The 17,044-nt window shown below is 67.0% G+C and carries 13 protein-coding genes; 2 read left to right on the top strand and 11 right to left on the bottom strand.

Annotation, left to right across the window (positions count from 1 at the left end):
* Positions 1 to 9: 9 nt before the first annotated feature.
* The 11 genes from typA to QTI20_RS08065 all read right to left on the bottom strand — a co-directional run bounded on the left by typA (position 10) and on the right by QTI20_RS08065 (position 15,311).
* On the bottom strand, positions 10 to 1,836 hold the full coding sequence (gene typA / locus QTI20_RS08115; protein ID WP_286548580.1) for a translational GTPase TypA: 1,827 nt from the start codon (positions 1,834 to 1,836) through the stop codon (positions 10 to 12).
* On the bottom strand, positions 1,833 to 2,789 hold the full coding sequence (gene truB / locus QTI20_RS08110) for a tRNA pseudouridine(55) synthase TruB (RefSeq protein WP_286548586.1): 957 nt from the start codon (positions 2,787 to 2,789) through the stop codon (positions 1,833 to 1,835). The genes typA and truB overlap by 4 nt, the downstream gene beginning before the upstream one ends.
* A 2-nt stretch (positions 2,790 to 2,791) precedes the next feature.
* Positions 2,792 to 3,163: a 30S ribosome-binding factor RbfA gene (rbfA, locus tag QTI20_RS08105; RefSeq protein WP_140838664.1), complete on the bottom strand. Its 372-nt coding sequence runs from the start codon at positions 3,161 to 3,163 to the stop codon at positions 2,792 to 2,794.
* Between the two features lie 142 nt (positions 3,164 to 3,305).
* Positions 3,306 to 6,215: a translation initiation factor IF-2 gene (infB, locus tag QTI20_RS08100; protein WP_286548591.1), complete on the bottom strand. Its 2,910-nt coding sequence runs from the start codon at positions 6,213 to 6,215 to the stop codon at positions 3,306 to 3,308.
* A 24-nt stretch (positions 6,216 to 6,239) separates the two neighbouring features.
* Complete coding sequence (gene nusA / locus QTI20_RS08095; RefSeq protein ID WP_183026850.1) at positions 6,240 to 7,724, bottom strand: transcription termination factor NusA; 1,485 nt, start codon at positions 7,722 to 7,724, stop codon at positions 6,240 to 6,242.
* An 18-nt stretch (positions 7,725 to 7,742) separates the two neighbouring features.
* On the bottom strand, positions 7,743 to 8,390 hold the full coding sequence (gene rimP, locus QTI20_RS08090) for a ribosome maturation factor RimP (RefSeq protein WP_286550970.1): 648 nt from the start codon (positions 8,388 to 8,390) through the stop codon (positions 7,743 to 7,745).
* A 183-nt stretch (positions 8,391 to 8,573) separates the two neighbouring features.
* Entirely contained in the window at positions 8,574 to 9,776 is a 1,203-nt protein-coding gene (locus tag QTI20_RS08085) for a YbfB/YjiJ family MFS transporter (RefSeq protein WP_286548592.1), read from the bottom strand.
* 20 nt (positions 9,777 to 9,796) lie between these two features.
* Positions 9,797 to 11,404, bottom strand: coding sequence for an ABC transporter ATP-binding protein (locus tag QTI20_RS08080; protein ID WP_286548594.1), 1,608 nt, complete (start codon positions 11,402 to 11,404; stop codon positions 9,797 to 9,799).
* On the bottom strand, positions 11,401 to 12,465 hold the full coding sequence (locus QTI20_RS08075; protein ID WP_286548595.1) for an ABC transporter permease: 1,065 nt from the start codon (positions 12,463 to 12,465) through the stop codon (positions 11,401 to 11,403). Before QTI20_RS08075 ends, QTI20_RS08080 begins: the two co-directional genes overlap by 4 nt.
* A 7-nt stretch (positions 12,466 to 12,472) precedes the next feature.
* On the bottom strand, positions 12,473 to 13,486 hold the full coding sequence (locus QTI20_RS08070) for a microcin C ABC transporter permease YejB (protein WP_286548596.1): 1,014 nt from the start codon (positions 13,484 to 13,486) through the stop codon (positions 12,473 to 12,475).
* Positions 13,487 to 13,508: 22 nt separating this feature from the next.
* Positions 13,509 to 15,311 carry an extracellular solute-binding protein gene (locus QTI20_RS08065; RefSeq protein WP_286548598.1) on the bottom strand — a complete coding sequence of 601 codons (1,803 nt, stop codon included), beginning with the start codon at positions 15,309 to 15,311 and terminating at the stop codon, positions 13,509 to 13,511.
* A 70-nt stretch (positions 15,312 to 15,381) separates the two neighbouring features.
* Between QTI20_RS08065 and fabI the strand changes: the two genes are divergently transcribed.
* Positions 15,382 to 16,164 carry an enoyl-ACP reductase FabI gene (fabI, locus tag QTI20_RS08060; RefSeq protein WP_286548600.1) on the top strand — a complete coding sequence of 261 codons (783 nt, stop codon included), beginning with the start codon at positions 15,382 to 15,384 and terminating at the stop codon, positions 16,162 to 16,164.
* A 24-nt stretch (positions 16,165 to 16,188) separates the two neighbouring features.
* The gene (locus QTI20_RS08055; protein WP_286548601.1) at positions 16,189 to 17,040 is read left to right on the top strand and encodes a DNA ligase; all 852 of its coding nucleotides are present in this window, start codon (positions 16,189 to 16,191) and stop codon (positions 17,038 to 17,040) included.
* Positions 17,041 to 17,044: the final 4 nt, after the last annotated feature.

Raw genomic sequence — 17,044 nt, 5'->3', positions numbered from 1 at the left:
GCTTGCCGATCAGCGGCTGGCGCGCTTGCGGTCGCTTTCCTTGAGGTGGCGCTTGCGCAGACGCACGCTCTTGGGGGTGATTTCGACCAGCTCGTCGTCCTCGATGAATTCCACGCCGTATTCCAGCGTGAGTTCGATCGGCGGCGTGATCTTGATCGCGTCTTCCTTGCCGGACACGCGGAAGTTGGTCAGCTGCTTGGTGCGGGTGGCGTTGACCACCAGGTCGTTGTCGCGGCTGTGGATGCCGACGATCATGCCTTCGTACACCGGATCGTTCGCCTTGACGAACATGCGGCCGCGGTCGTCCAGCTTGCCCAGGGCGTAGGTGAAGATTTCACCGTCGTCCATCGAGATCAGCACGCCCTGCTTGCGGCCGCCGATGTCGCCCTTGTGCGGCTCGTAGCTGTCGAAGATGTTGCTGATCAGGCCCGAGCCGCGCGTCAGGTTCAGGAATTCGTTGGTGAAGCCGATCAGGCCCCGCGCCGGGATGCGGTACTCGAGGCGCACGCGGCCACGGCCGTCCGGTTCCATGTTGACCAGTTCGCCCTTGCGCTCGCCCAGTGCCTGCATCACGCCGCCCTGATGGCCTTCCTCGATGTCGGCCGTGACCAGCTCGATCGGCTCGTGCTTCTCGCCGTCGATGTCGCGGAACACCACGCGCGGCTTCGACACGGCCATTTCATAGCCTTCGCGACGCATGTTTTCCAGCAGGATGGTCAGGTGCAGTTCGCCGCGGCCCATGACTTCGAAGATGCCTTCTTCGTCGGTCTCGTTCACGCGCAGCGCCACGTTGTGCTGCAGTTCCTTCTGCAGGCGGTCCCAGATCTGGCGGCTGGTCACGAACTTGCCTTCGCGGCCGGCCAGCGGGCTGGTGTTGACGCAGAAGTTCATGGTCAGGGTCGGTTCGTCGACCTTGAGCATGGGCAGCGGTGCGGGCGTGTCCTTGTCGGTCACGGTGACGCCGATGCCGATGTCGGCGATGCCGTTGATCAGCACGATCTCGCCCGGGCCGGCTTCGGTCGACTGCACGCGGTCCAGGCCCTGGAAGGTCAGCACCTGGTTGACGCGGCCCTTGATGGCCTTGCCGTCCGGGCCTTCCATCACGACCACGTCCGTCATGGGCTTGAGCGTGCCCTGGCTGATCCGGCCCACGCCGATGCGGCCGACGAAGGTCGAGAAGTCCAGCGCGGAGATCTGCAGCTGCAGCGGCGCGGCGGGATCGCCCTTCTGCGACGGCACATGCTTCAGGATGGTGTTGAACAGGGCCGACATGTCGGGACCCCACTGCTCGCCCGCCGCACCTTCTTCGAGCGACGACCAGCCGTTGATGCCGGAGGCATACACCACCGGGAAGTCGAGTTGTTCGTCGGTCGCGCCGAGCTTGTCGAACAGGTCGAAGGCGGCGTTGACCACCTTGTCGGGGTTCGCGCCCGGCTTGTCGACCTTGTTCACCACCAGGATCGGCTTCAGGCCCAGGGCCAGCGCCTTCTTGGTCACGAAGCGCGTCTGCGGCATCGGGCCTTCCTGCGCGTCGATCAGCAGCACCACGCCGTCGACCATCGACAGTGCGCGTTCGACTTCACCGCCGAAGTCCGCGTGACCGGGGGTGTCGACGATGTTGATGTGCGTGCCTTCCCAGGTCACGGCGCAGTTCTTGGCCAGGATCGTGATGCCACGTTCCTTTTCGATGGCGTTGTTGTCCATCACCGTGTCGACGACCTTCTCGTGCTCGGCGAAGGTGCCGGACTGGCGCAGCAGCTGGTCCACCATGGTGGTCTTGCCATGGTCCACGTGGGCAATGATGGCGATATTGCGGATTTGCTTTTGGGTACTCATGGTGTCGTTTCGCAGATGGATGCGTTCAAAAGGATTTGCTGGATTTCGATGGGGTTCAGCAAGCGCCCCGGGATCAGTTCGTTGGCCTTCACATGGGCCGAGCCCAGGAAGGCCGGAGGGTCGCGGCCGAACACGGCCACCTCCTCGGCATCGGCCCAGTCGCCGCGCCGGCGCAGGCCCGAGAGGAAGCGTGCCGCATCTTCGGTGCCGAGCGTGACGCGTTCGTGGCCGGCCACCAGCGACTCCGCGGGCAGCAGCCGGGCCAGGCGTTCGTCTTCGCCCAGGGCTTCGAGCGCCTCGAGCGTGACGCACTGCGCCTCGGCGAAGTCGCCGGTCGCGGTGCGCCGCAGCGAGCGCAGGTGCGCGCCGCAGCCCAAGGCCTCACCGATGTCCTCGCCCAGCGTGCGGATGTAGGTGCCCTTGCTGACCCGGGCGACGATGCGGACCAGGTCCGCCTCGACAAAGGCCAGCGCGAGTTCGTGGACCACGACGTCGCGCGGCGCGCGCTCGACCTCGATGCCCTCGCGGGCGTATTCGTAGAGCGCCTTGCCGTCCTTCTTGAGCGCGCTGTGCATCGGCGGCACCTGGCGGATCGGCCCGGTGAACTGCAACGCCACGCGCGCCAGGTCCTCGGCCGTGACCTGCACCGCGCGCTCGGCGATCACCTCGCCCTCGGCATCGCCGGTCGAGGTCTTCACGCCCAGGCGCGCCGTCGCGACATAGGTCTTGTCGGCGTCCAGGTGCAGCTGGCTGAACTTGGTGGCCGCGCCGAAGCACAGCGGCAGCACGCCGGTCGCGAGCGGATCGAGCGTGCCGGTATGGCCGGCTTTTTCGGCGCGCAGCAACCACTTAGCCTTCTGCAAGGCCTGGTTGCTGGAGAGACCCAGCGGCTTGTCGAGCAACAACACCCCATGCACAGGGCGCCGTTGCACCCTGGTGCGTGGCGCGTTCATGCCTACTCGTCTTTCGAGCGCGAGGCGACGGCCTGGGCGATCAGTGCATTCATGTCGGCCGCGCGCTCGGTGGTGCGGTCGAACAGGAAGTGCAGCGTCGGCACGGTGTGGATCTGCAGGCGCTTGAACAGGCCGTTGCGCAGGAAGCCCGCGGCCTGGTTCAGCGCCTCGGTCGTGACCACGGGGTCGCCGACCAGCAGGCTGAAATAGATCTTGGCGTGCGCGTAGTCGGGTGTGACCTCGACCGCCTGGATCGTGACCATGCCGACGCGCGGGTCCTTCAACTCGCGCGCGATCAGCTCCGTCAGATCCCGCTGGATCTGGTCGGCGACCTTGAAGGCGCGGTTGGGGGCGGCTGCTTTTCTTTTGGGCATGGATGGAATGCGGGATCAGATACTGGACGCAGAGGACGCGAAGGTTTCGCAAAAGGCGCAAAAGAGGCAGAAAGAAAACCCTCAAGGTCTTCCTTCGCGTCCTTTGCGTGATCGTTGCGCCCTCCGGGCCCGGATGTCCGAATTACAGCGTCCGCGCAATCTCCTTGATTTCGAAGAATTCGAGCTGATCGCCTTCTTTGATGTCGTTGTAGTTCTTGAGCTTGATACCGCACTCGAAGCCTTCGCGGACTTCGCGCACGTCGTCCTTCATGCGCTTGATCGAGTCGACCTCGCCCGTGTAGACCACCACGTTGTCGCGCAGCAGGCGGAAATGCGCGCTGCGGTTGACCGAACCTGCGGTGATGTACGAACCGGCGACGGTACCGATCTTCGAAGCCACGAACACCGTGCGGATCTCGGCCTGGCCGATGATCTCTTCGCGGCGCTCGGGAGCCAGCATGCCGGACATCGCCACCTTCACCTCATCGACGGCGTCGTAGATGATGCTGTAGTAGTTCAGCTGCACGCCGTTGCCTTCGGCCAGCTTGCGTGCGCCCGAATCGGCACGCACGTTGAAGCCGATGACCACTGCCTTCGAAGCGATCGCGAGGTTGATGTCGTTCTCGCTGATGCCGCCGACACCGGCGTACACGATCTGGACCTTGACCTCTTCGGTCGCCAGCTTGAGCAGCGATTGCGCCAAGGCTTCCTGCGAACCTTGCACGTCGGCCTTGATGATGAGTCGCAGCGTCTGCACTTCGCCGGCCGACAGGTCGGTGAACATGCTTTGCAGGTTCGAAGCCTGTTGCTTGGCCAGCTTGGTGTTGCGGAACTTGCCCGCGCGGTAGGTCGCGATTTCGCGCGCACGGCGCTCGTCGGCCATCACCATGAACTCGTCGCCCGCCTGCGGCACTTCGGTCAGGCCCTGGATTTCCACCGGGATCGACGGACCTGCCGACTTGGTCGACTTGCCGTCTTCGTCCAGCATGGCGCGCACGCGGCCATAGGTCGAGCCGGCCAGCACCACGTCGCCGGTCTTGAGCGTGCCGGACTGGACCAGCACGGTCGCGACCGGGCCGCGGCCCTTGTCGAGCTGGGCTTCGATGACCAGGCCCTTGGCGGCGGCCTGCACCGGCGCCTTGAGTTCCAGCACTTCGGCCTGCAGCAGCACCTGTTCGAGCAGGTCGTCCACGCCCTGGCCGGTCTTCGCGGACACGGGCACGAAGGGCACTTCGCCGCCGTACTCTTCGGGCACGACTTCTTCGGCCACCAGTTCCTGCTTCACGCGGTCCAGGTTGGCGTCGGGCTTGTCGATCTTGTTGATCGCGACCACGATCGGCACACCGGCCGCCTTCGCGTGCTTGATGGCTTCCTTGGTCTGCGGCATGACGCCGTCGTCGGCCGCCACCACCAGGATGACGATGTCGGTGGCCTGCGCACCGCGGGCACGCATGGCGGTGAACGCCTCGTGACCCGGGGTGTCGAGGAAGGACACCATGCCGCGCGGCGTTTCGACGTGGTAGGCGCCGATGTGCTGCGTGATGCCGCCGGCTTCGCCCGCGGCGACCTTGGCGCGGCGGATGTAGTCCAGCAGCGAGGTCTTGCCGTGGTCGACGTGACCCATGACGGTGACCACCGGAGCGCGCGGCAGCGATTCGCCGGCCTGTGCGCCGACGTCCTCGTCGGTGAAGGCTTCCGGATCGTCCAGCGCGGCGACCACGGCCGTGTGGCCCATGTCCTCCACGATGATCATCGCGGTGTCCTGGTCGAGCGACTGGTTGATGGTCGCCATCATGCCGAGCTTCATCAACTGCTTGATGACTTCTTGCGCCTTGACGGCCATCTTGTGCGCCAGCTCGGCCACGGTGATGGTTTCGGGCACGTGCACTTCGAGCACGCGCGCTTCCACCGGTGCGGCCTGCACGTGTTCTTCATGGCCGCCACGGTCGTTGCTGCCACGGCGCCCACGCGGGCCTCCGCGCCAGCTGCCGCGGCTGACACCACCGCTGGCATCGCCGCGGGTCTTGATTTCCTTCTTCTTGGCCGGATCGCCAGCCCAGCTCGACGAGAGCTTGGCCGACTTGACGTCCTTGCTGGCGCCAGGCGCCGTGGCAGCGCCGGCGGCCGCGGGCGCACCCGGGCGGGCCGCGGGAGCGACCGGCTTGTGCAGCGTGCCCTTGACGGCCGGCTTCGGCACTTCCTTCTCGGGCGCCTTGTGCGGCACCAGCACGCGGGCCGGTGCGTTCATCATGGCGCGGATGGCTTCGGCCTCGGCCAGCGCCTTGCGGCGGCGTTCGTCCAGGTCCTTGGCGCGCGCGGCTTCCTCGTCGGCACGGGCCTTCGATTCGGCGGCCACCTTGGCCTTGGCGTCTTCCTTGGCCTGGTTGGCGGCGGCTTCTGCCGCGGCCTTGCCGGTGGCGGCATCGTTCGCGGCCTGCGTCTCGACCACCGGCGCCTTGGGCGCTGCGGGGGCCGGCGGACGGGCGGCGGCGGCTTCTTTTTCCTTCTGGAGCGCAGCAGCCTTGGCTTGCTGTTCAGCCTGTTCGGCGCGCTCGGCCTTCTCGCGTTCGACGGCTTCGGCCGCTTCGCGTTGGCGACGTTTTTCGACCAATTCTTCTTCCTGGCGGCGGATCAGTTCGGCTTGGCGGCGTGCATCCTCCTCGCGACGGGCCAGTTCGGCTTCGTCGACCTTGGGGGCCGCGGGTTCGGCAACGGGGGCTGGGGCCTGCACCGGCTCGGCGGCAGGACCTTCGTCGCGCTGGATGAAGGTGCGCTTCTTGCGCACTTCCACCTGGATCGTGCGGGCGCGCCCGGTGGCATCCGCCTGCTTGATCTCGCTGGTCGATTTCTTGACCAGGGTGATCTTCTTGCGCTCGGTTTCGGCCGTGCCGTGGCTGGCCTTCAGAAAGCCGAGCAGACGCTGCTTGTCGGTCTCGGTGAGTGCATCGGTCGGCGAGGCTTTCGCCACGCCTGCGCTCTTGAGCTGATCAAGCAAGGTTTCGGGGGTCTTCTTGAGTTCGTTCGCGAACTCGGCGACTGTGGTGCTGGACATATGTGCTTCGTGCTCCCATGACCGTCACTCTTGGCCCGAGAACCAATGTTCACGGGCTTTCAAGATGAGGGCTTTGGCGTCATCGGCGCTGTGGCCGGTGATCTCGGTGAGTTCGTCGACCGCGAGGTCGGCCAGGTCGTCACGGGTGTGGACACCCGCCTCGGCCAATTTCGGAATGAGTTCGGCGTCGAGGCCTTCGAGATCGCGCAGGTTCTGCGAGATGCCTTCGGCGCTTTCTTCCTTGGCGATTTCCATCGTGAGCAACGCATCCTTGGCACGCGTGCGCAGCTCGTTGATCGTGTCTTCGTCGAAGCTCTCGATCTCCAGCAGCTCGGAGATCGGCACATAGGCCACTTCTTCCAGGCTGGTGAAACCTTCGTTGATCAGGATGTCGGCGATTTCCTCGTCCACATCGAGCTTTTCCATGAAGAGCTTGCGGCTCGAGTCGGTCTCGAGCGCCTGCTTCTGGGCCGACTCGCTGGCATCCATGATGTTGATCTTCCAACCGGTGAGGTCGGAAGCCAGCCGCACGTTCTGCCCGCCGCGGCCGATGGCGATCGCGAGGTTTTCCTCGTCGACCACCACGTCCATGGCGTGCTTTTCTTCATCGACCACGATCGAGGACACGTTGGCCGGCGCCAGGGCGCCGATCACGAACTGGGCCGGGTCCTCGCTCCACAGCACGATGTCCACGCGCTCGCCGGCGAGTTCGTTGGTCACGGCGTTGACGCGGGTGCCCCGCACGCCGACGCAGGTGCCGATCGGGTCGACACGCTTGTCGTGCGAGAGCACCGCGATCTTGGCGCGCGAACCCGGGTCACGGGCGCAGCTCTTGATCTCGAGCAGGCCCTGCTCGATCTCGGGCACTTCCTGGCGGAACAGCTCGATCATGAACTCGGGGGCCGAGCGCGACAGGATGATCGGCGCGCCGCGCAGCGTCAGGTCGACCTCCATGATCATGGCCCGCACGCGGTCGCCGTTGCGCAGGTTTTCCTTGGCGATCATCTCGCTGCGGCGCAGGCGGCCTTCGACGCGCCCGGCTTCCACGATGATGTCGCCCTTGTCCAGGCGCTTGACGGTGCCCACGAAGATCTTGTCGCCGCGCGACATGAAATCGTTGAGCAGCATCTCGCGCTCGGCGTCGCGGATCTTCTGCAGGATCACCTGCTTGGCGGCCATGGCGCCGATGCGGCCGATCGGCACCGAGTCCACCGCTTCCTCGATGTACTCGTCGACCTCGATGTCGGGCATCTCTTCCTTGGCTTCGAACAGCAGGATTTCCTGGTCCGGCAGTTGCAGGCCGGCTTCATCCGGGACGACGTGCCAGCGGCGGAAGGTTTCGTAGTCGCCGCTGTCGCGGTCGACCGCGACGCGGATGTCCACGTCGCCCTGATGGAGCTTCTTGGTAGCCTGCGCCAGTGCGGACTCGACCGCGCCGAAGACGACGTCGCGCTCGACGTTCTTCTCCCGCGATATCGCATCCACCAACATCAACATTTCGCGATTCATGCCACTACGCTCCTCTTGTCAGTCCGACACTTCCGTGCCGCCAATGTCCGAAAGGCCCTCGGGGGCCTTGTCCAGCGAACCCTCTAGGGTTCTGGGCCTGCGCCCCTTGAAATCCACGATCGGCGCAAGCCGCGCTTCGCGCAATTCGTCCAGCGTGAAGCCCAGCACATGCAACGGTGCAGGCGCGCGCTTCTTGCTCACTCTTTGTCCAGGTTTGGGTTCGGGGGCGTCGCTCCAGACGATCTGCCAGCCACCACCGTCGGCACGCTCCAGCGTGCCGCGAAACTTCTTGCGGCTGGCCGACACCTGGCCACCAGCCGCAGCGCCCATGGGCGCCTTGAGCGTCAGGTCGATCACATCGCCGACGAAACGCTCGAAATCCTGCTCATTTCGCAAAGGGCGGTCAATACCCGGCGAGGACACCTCGAGCCGCTTGTATTCCGCACCATCGACCTCGAGCGCAAACTGCAATTGGCGCGTGACCTTCTCGCAGTCTTCCACCGTCACATAGGGCTCGGGAACGCCGGCTGCGACCTCTTCCGAGGTGGGGGCGGTCCAGGGCAAATCAATCGTCACGCGCAGCAGGCCACCGGCCGACCGCTCGATCTCGACCAGGTCGTAGCCGAGTCCGGCTACGGTTTGTTCCACTGTTTGCTGCAATGCCACGTGTCTGAATGCGCCTTTGGTGTTGCTCTCTGAATTGCGATGCTGGCCGGTTTTCATTACCGCCGTGCAACCGCCCATCGTCGAGAGAAATGCTTCGCCCAATAAAAAACGGGCGGTTGGTACCCGCCCGTTTGGTCGTGAGCCTTGGATTATATGCCCAAAAGTGCTCAAAAGTGTGGGGCTTTAACCCGCCAAAGCCTGCGCCCTTGCCCGGGCCTGCCACCAGACGAAGGCAAAAAGCACCGAGCCGACGGCCAGCACCGCGGCCGCCACCAGCAGGGGGACTTCGAAAGAACCGGTCCGCTGTGCCAAAGGCGCGGCGAACAGCGGCCCGAGAATCTGGCCGACCCCATAGGATGCGGTGGCGTAACCGATCAATCCGGCCGCCGCATTGCCGCGCAAACGGCGCGCGTCGCGCACCGCGAACAGCGTGATGGCGGTGAACGGCATGCCCAGCAGCAGGCTGCCCAATGCAAAGCCGGCGATGGTCGGCCAGGCCACCGACAGCACCACGCCGACGGCCTGGAGCGCATAGGCGATGGCCAGCAGCAGGCGGTTGTCCCATTCGGGCGGTGCCCGCGCGCCGATCAGCGCCCCCGGCACGATCGCCAGGCCGAACAGCGGCCAGAAGAAATCCGGCCAGGGCGATCCCGGCAGCGCTTGGCGCGCGATCACCGGCAGGAAGGTGGCGGTGATGATGTAGCCGAAGCCGGCCAGCCCGTAGAGCGCGACCAGCCAGCGCGCATCGCTCCGGTGATCGGCCGGCGCCACCACCGGTGCTGGCGTCTGCGGCGCGCCCGCGGCGGTCGCGACCGGCATGCCGTCGTCGAAAATCCGCCAGATCAGCGCAATCAGCACGACGGCCACCAGCCCATAGCCGATCCAGGCCCAGTCGGAACCCCAGCGGCCGGTCAGCCCACCCAGCAGGCCGGTGGCGGCGATGCCCAGGCCCGGGCCGCTGTAGATCACGCCGCCGAGCGTCGGCGCACCGGTTTCGGCCAGCCGGCGCAGGCCCCAGCCGGAAGCGAAGACGAAGGTCCAGGCGCTCACCACGCCCGCCGCGCCGCGCAGCGCACCCCACAGCGTGAAGCCGTTGAGCAGGCCCATGCCCAGCAGCAGCACCGCGGTCGCGACCAGGCCGCTGCGCACCATGAAGGCGGGCCGCAGCCGGATCGCGGCGCAGGACACCGCCCCCAGGAAATAGCCCAGGTAGTTGAGCGAGGCCAGCACGCCGCCGCTCTGCAGGTCCAGCTTGCCCTCGTGCAGCATGATCGGAAGCATGGGCGTGAAGGCGAAGCGCCCCAGGCCCATGGCCACCGCCAGCGTGACCATGCACGCGAGGGCGGCGCGCCAGGCGCCGCGGCGGTCGTATCCGAAGTTCGACATGGGTCGGTGAAAAAATGTCTTCAGTCGGCCAGGGCGGCCGCGACCAGCTTGCGCGTGTAGGGGTGTTCGGGCCGGTCGAGCACCCGGTCGACCGGACCGTGCTCGAGGATGGCGCCGTCCTTCATCACGATCACCTGGTGCGCCATGGCCCGGATCACCTCGACGTCGTGGGTGATCAGCAGGTAGCCCAGGCCGCGCTCGCGCTGCAGCCGCTGCAGCAGGCCCAGCACCTGCTTCTGGATCGTGACGTCGAGCGCGCTGGTGGGCTCGTCGAGCACCAGCAGCTGCGGATCGACCACCAGCGCGCGCGCCACCGCCAGCCGCTGGCGTTGCCCGCCGGAGAACTCGTGCGGATAGCGGTCGAGCAGCGCGGGAAACTGCACCTCGGTCAGGCCCACGTCCTCCAGCGCCGCCAGCACCCGGACGCGGCGTTGCGCCGCATCGAGCGCGGGCGCATGGACCGTGAGCCCCTCGCCCACGATCTGCTCGACCGTCATGCGCGGCGACAGCGAGGAGAACGGGTCCTGGAACACCACCTGCATGGTGCGCCGCAGTGCCCGGTCTTCGGTGCTGCCCCGTCCCCAGCGCTGCCCGCCCACCGCCACGCTGCCGCCGTGCGGCAGCAGGCCCAGCGCGGCCAATGCGAGCGTCGATTTGCCCGAGCCCGACTCGCCCACCACGCCCAGCGTCTGGCCCGGTGCGATGGCGAAGTCGGCGCCCTGCACCGCCACGAACTCGCCCTTGCGGAACCAGCCGCGCAGGCCCGGGACCGAGACCGGATAGCTCACGCGCAGCGCCTGCGCCGCCAGCACGGGCGCCGCGCCCGCCTGGCTGGGTGCCACGTCGCGCACCGGGCGGCTGTCGATCAGCCGGCGCGTGTAGGCATGCTGCGGCGCACCGAACACTTCGGCCACGGCGCCCTGCTCCACGATGCGGCCGCGCTCCATCACCGCCACCCGGTCGGCGAAGCGCCGCACCAGGTTCAGGTCGTGGGTGATCAGCAGCACCGCCATGCCGTGCTTGCGCTGCAGTTCGCTCAGCAGTTCGAGGATCTGCGCGCGCACCGTGACGTCGAGCGCCGTGGTCGGCTCGTCGGCCAGCAGCAGCCGCGGCTTGCAGGCCAGCGCCATGGCGATCATGGCGCGCTGGCGTTGGCCGCCCGACAGCTGGTGCGGGTAGGCGCGCGCGCGCCGGGCCGGGTCGGCGATGCCGGTGTCGGCCAGCAGCTGCACGGCCGCTTCCTGCGCCGCGCGCTTCGACAGGCCCTCGTGAAGCTCCAGCACCTCGGCCACCTGGTCGCCCACCGTGTAGAGCGCATTCAGCGCGGTCATGGGCTCCTGGAAGATCATCGCGATCTCCTTGCCGCGCACGCCGCGCAAGGCCTGCTCGGGCATCGAGAGCAGGTCGCGCGTGGCGCCCTCCCCCGTGCCCGCAAACCGCGCAATGCCGGAGATCTCGGCGTTCTGCGCCAGTCGCAGCAGGCTCAGCGCGGTCACGGTCTTGCCCGAGCCGGACTCGCCCACCAGCGCGAGCTTCTCGCCGGGCGCGATCGAGAAATCGATGCCGTGCACCACCGGCTTGCCGCCGAAGGCCACGTGAAGACCCTGGACATCCAGCAATGCGTTCATCGGTCCAGCTTTCGGGGGTCGAGGGCGTCGCGCAGCGCGTCGCCCATGAAGGTCAGCAGCATCAGGGTCACGACCAGCACCATGAAGGTCGACAGCGAGATCCACCAGGCATCGATGTTGCCCTTGCCCTGGCTCAGCAGTTCGCCCAGCGACGGCGTGCCCGGCGGCACGCCCAGGCCCAGGAAGTCGAGCGAGGTCAGCGCCAGGATGGCCGCGCTCATGCGGAAGGGCAGGAAGGTCACGACCGGCGTCATGCTGTTGGGCAGGATGTGGCGCCGCATGATCTGCAGGTTCGACACGCCCAGCGCCCGGGCGGCACGCACGTAATCCATCTGACGGTTGCGCAGGAACTCGGCACGCACGTAGTCCGACAGCCCCATCCAGCCGAACAGGCTCAGCAGGATCAGCAGCAGCGCCACGCTGGGGTTGAAGATCGCGCTGAAGATGATCAGCAGGTAGAGCTCGGGCATCGCGCCCCAGATCTCGATGAAGCGCTGGAAGGCCAGGTCGGTCTTGCCGCCGAAGAAGCCTTGCAGCGCGCCCGTGACCACGCCCAGCAGCACGCCGATGAAGGTCAGGGCCAGCGCGAACAGCACGCTCACGCGGAAGCCGTAGATCAGCTGGGCCAGCAGGTCGCGGCCGCGGTCGTCGGTGCCGAACAGGTTCTCGCTCGACGGTGGCGCCGGATTGGGCTGCTTGGCGAAGTAGTTGAGCGTGCGCGGGCCGTAGCGGTTGGGCGCGTAGATCGCCCAGTTGTCGCCGCGCGTGATGCGCTCCTGGATGAAGGGGTCGAGGAAGTCGGTCGGTGTCTCGAAGTTGCCGCCGAAGGTGGTCTCGGGGTAGTCGCGCAGCACCGGGACATAGGTCTGCCCCTCGTAGCGCAGCAGCAGCGGGCGGTCGGTCGACAGCACCTCGGCGAACAGGCTCAGCACCACCAGCACGCTGAACACCGTGAGGCTCCAGAAGCCCAGCCGGTTGCGCTTGAAGCGCAGCCAGGCGCGCCGGCCCGGACTCAGCGAGGTGCTCGGCGCGCTCGCCACGACGGGCGCCGCAGGCGTCATGGGAGTCTCAATCAAACTTGACACGCGGGTCCACCCATACGTAGCAGAGATCGGAAATCAGCTTGGTCAGCAGGCCGATGAGCGTGAAGATGTAGAGCGTGCCCAGAAACACCGGGTAGTCGCGCCGGATCACGCTCTCGTAGCTCAGGAGGCCCAGGCCGTCGAGCGAGAACAGGGTCTCGATCAGCAGCGCGCCGGTGAAGAAGGCGCCGATGAAGGCGGCCGGGAAACCGGTGACGATCGGGATCAGCGCGTTGCGGAACACATGCTTCCAGAGCACGGCCCGCTCCGACAGCCCCTTGGCGCGCGCGGTCAGCACGTACTGCTTGCGGATCTCCTCGAGGAAGGAATTCTTGGTCAGCATGGCCGTGACCGCGAAGCTGCCCAGCACCATCGCCGTCACCGGCAGCGTGATGTGCCAGAGGTAGTCGGTGATGCGCGCGCCCCAGCTCAGGGACTCCCAGTTGGGCGAGGTCAGGCCGCGCAGCGGGAACCACTGCAGCTGCCCGCCGAAGATCACCAGCAGCGCCACGCCCAGCACGAAGCCCGGGATCGCATAGCCGATCAGCACGATCAGCGTGGTGAAGAAGTCGAAGCTCGAGCCGGCCCGCACCGCCTTCGCCACGCCCAGCGGCACCGCGATCAGGTAGCTGATGAAGAAGGTCCACAGGCCCAGGCTGATCGAGACCGGCAGCTTCTCCTTGATCAGCTCCCAGACGTCCTTGCTCTGGAAGAAGCTCTTGCCCAGGTCGAAGCGCGCGAACTGGGTCAGCATCTGCCAGAAACGCTCGGGCGCGGGCTTGTCGAAGCCGTAGAGCGCCTTGATCTCGGCCACCTGCTTCGGGTCCAGCGAACGGCCGGCGGGCCCACCAGAGATCCGGCTTTCCTTGTCGTTGAGCTGGGAGAGCAGCTGCTCGGCCGGCCCGCCGGGCACGAACTGCACCACCACGAAATTGAGGATCAGCACGCCCAGCAAGGTGGGAATGATGAGGAGAAGGCGTCGGAGGATGTAGGCGGCCATGCGGTGGGGTCGGAGTCTCGGTCTACTTCTTGTGCGAGGGGTCGATCCACCACATCGTCAGCAGCGCCGAGCCGGCCAGCAGGCGCTGCGGCAGCGCGGCCTCGGGATGGCGCAGGTACTGCTTGTGGGCCATGAAGTACTGCTTGCCGTAGTACATCGGCGTCACGTAGTGCTGGTGCAGCAGGTAGCGGTCCAGCAGCCGCGCGGCCGCGGCCAGCGAGGCGCGGTCGGGGCTGTCGACGATCAGTTCGAGGATCTCGTCGATCACCGGGTCGCTGATGCCGCTGAGGTTCTGGCTGCCCTTCTCGACGGCGGCCTTGGAGCCGAAGTCGTCGTAGAGCTCGTTGCCGGGGCTCGAGGAGCCGCCCTGCAGGCTGATCGCCATGTCGAAATCGAAATCGTCGAGCTTCTTCTTGATCAGGCTGGCGTCGCGCAGCCGGTACTGCAGCTTGATGCCCAGCTTGCCCAGGTTGCGCGCGTAGGGCGCGAGCACGGTCTCGGAGCTGCGGTCGGCGATGTCGATGTCGATCACCAGCGGCGTGCCGGCCGCGTCGCGCAGCGCGCCGTCGCGGTAGCTCCAGCCGGCCTCGCGCAGCAGCGCCTGGGCGCGCACCAGGTTGCGCCGCAGGCCTTCGGCGGTGTCGCCGGTGGTGGCCGGTCGCGGCAGTTCGCCCTGGGTGTTGTCGAGATAGCGTTGTTTGGTCTTGAGCCCGTCGAGCAGCGCCTGCTCCTGCGGGCTGATCTCGGCCTGCGCCATCAGGTCGTCGCTGTTCTGGAAGTAGCTCTGGGTGCGCGCGCGGCGCCCGTAGAACAGGTGCGCGTTGAGCCAGTCGAAGTCGAAGGCCAGCGCCAGCGCCTGGCGCACGCGTGCATCGGCGAAGCGGGGTTGCCGCAGGTTGACCGCCAGGCCCTGCATGCCGGTGAAGCGCCGGTGCGAGATCTCTTCCTTCATGAGCTCGCCCGAATCGAAGCGCCGGCCCTTGTAGCGGCGCACCCAGGCGATGATGGAGACCTCTTCCAGCGCGTCGAGCGAGCCGGCCTTGAGCGACTCCTCTTCGCCCAAGCGGTCCTTGAAGTACTGGTAGTTGACGCTGCCGTAGTTGAACATGCCCTTGCGCACCGGCAGCTCGGCCGCCCAGTAGTCGGCCCGCCGGCGGTAGGTGATGGACTTGCCGAAGTCGACCTTCTCGATCGCGTAGGGGCCGCTGGCGATCGGCGGCTCGGTCACGATCTGGTCGAAGGGCTTGCCCTTGCCCCAGGCGCGCGAGAACACCGGCAGCTGGCCGATGATCATGTGCAGCTCGGAGTTGCGGCGCTTGAAGTCGAAGCGCACCGTGCGATCGTCGACCACCACCGCCTCCTTGATGTCGACCCAGTACGAGCGGAAGGTCGGCCCGGCCTGCTTGCTCATCAGCGTGTCGAAGGAGTGCTTCACGTCCTGCGCCAGCACCGGGCTGCCGTCGGAGAAGCGGGCCTTGGGGTTGAGCTTGAAGGTGATGCTCAGGCGGTCGGGCGCCAGCGCCGCGTCCTGCGCGAGCAGGCCGTAGTTGGAGAAGGGCTCGTCCTCGCTGGGCGTCATCAGCGAGTCGAAGACGAGGCCGTACTCCGAGAACACGAAGCCGTTCGCGCTGTAGCCCATGCCGACCGGCGGGCGGCCGCGCAGGGTGAAGGGGTTGAGCTTGTCGAAGCTGCCGCTGGCCGAGAGCGTGAGCTCGCCGCCCTTGGGCGCGTCGGGGTTCACGTAGTCGAAGTGCGTGAAGGACGCTGGGTACTTGGGTTCATAGCCCATGCCCAGACCGTGCGCCGCCCACGAGGGCAGCGCCAAGAAAGCCAATAGAAGGAGCAGCCAACCTCGCATGCGAGAATTCTGCCCAAGATTTTCACGAGGCAACTTCATGGGCTTTCTTTCCGGCAAAAAACTGTTGATCACCGGCGTATTGAGCAATCGCTCGATCGCGTATGGCATCGCCAAGGCCTGTCACGAACAAGGCGCCGAACTCGCCTTCAGCTATGTCGGCGAACGATTCAAGGACCGTATCACCGAATTCGCCGCGGATTTCGATTCGAAGCTGATTTTCGATTGCGACGTGAGCGACGACGCGCAGATCGAGAAGCTGTTCGCCGACCTGTCGCAGACCTGGCCGCAATTCGACGGCTTCGTGCACAGCATCGGCTTCGCCCCGCGCGAAGCCATCGCCGGCGACTTCCTCGAAGGCCTGTCGCGCGAAGGCTTCCGCATCGCGCACGACATCAGCGCCTACAGCTTCCCCGCGATGGCCAAGGCCGCCCTGCCCTTCCTGCGCGAGAAGTCGGCGCTGCTGACCCTGACCTACCTGGGCTCCGAGCGCGCCATGCCCAACTACAACACCATGGGCCTGGCCAAGGCCAGCCTCGAGGCCTCGGTGCGCTACCTGGCGCAGTCGCTGGGCACCAAGGGCATGCGCGTGAACGGCATCAGCGCCGGCCCGATCAAGACCCTGGCGGCCAGCGGCATCAAGGGCTTCAGCAAGATCCTCTCGGCGGTCGCCGAGGTGTCGCCCATCGGTCGCAACGTGACCATCGAAGAGGTCGGCAACGTCGCCGCCTTCCTGCTGAGCGATCTGGCGAGCGGTGTCTCGGCCGAGATCACCTACGTCGACGGCGGCTTCAGCCAGGTCGTCGGCGGCATCCAGGAATAGCGTCCGACGACGCCGCGCGGCGCGATGCCGAATCGCCGAAGCCTCCTGCTGATGGGCCTGCTGGCCTGGGCGGGCTGCGCTTCGCCGGTGTTCGCGGCGGCGCCCGCGCTGATGCTGGCCGAGGTCTACCGGCAAGGCATCGCGCTCGACGACTACTGGGTCAGCGAGAAATACGACGGCCTGCGCGGCTACTGGGACGGCCGCCAGCTCTGGACGCGCGGCGGCGAGCGCGTGATGGCGCCGGCCTGGTTCACCGCCCCGCTGCCGGCCGTGCCGATGGACGGCGAGCTCTGGGCCGGCCGCGGCCGCTTCGAATTCGCCACCTCCACGGTGCGCAGCCAGGTGCCGCTCGACGCCGCCTGGCGCGAGATGCGCTTCATGGTCTTCGACCTGCCCGCCGAGCCGGGCGACTTCACGACCCGCCTGGCCGCGCTGCGCCGCCTGCTGCCGCTGCCTGCAGCACCCTGGGTGCTGCCGGTGGCCCAGCAGCGCGCCACCACCCATGCCGCGCTGATGGCGCAGATGAAGGAGGTCGTGAAGATGGGCGGCGAAGGCCTGGTGCTGCATCGCGGCGCCTCGCTCTACCGCGCCGAGCGCAACCAGGACCTGCTCAAGCTCAAGCCCTACGAGGACGCCGATGCGCGGGTCGTCGCGCACCTGCCCGGCAAGGGCCGCCACGAGGGCCGCATGGGTGCGCTGATGGTCGAGATGCCCGACGGCCGCCGCTTCAAGCTCGGCGGCGGCTTTTCCGATGCGCAGCGCGACGATCCGCCGGCTGTCGGCCGCTGGGTCAGCTACCGCTTCAACGGCACCACCGCCAAGGGCCTGCCGCGCTTCGCGCGCTTCCTGCGCGTGCGCGGCGACCTGGGGCCCTGAGGCC

Source organism: Variovorax sp. J2P1-31, from assembly GCF_030317215.1.
In the GTDB taxonomy this organism is placed as follows: Bacteria; Pseudomonadota; Gammaproteobacteria; order Burkholderiales; family Burkholderiaceae_C; genus Variovorax.
This window is presented reverse-complemented; position numbering and strand designations above follow the sequence as displayed.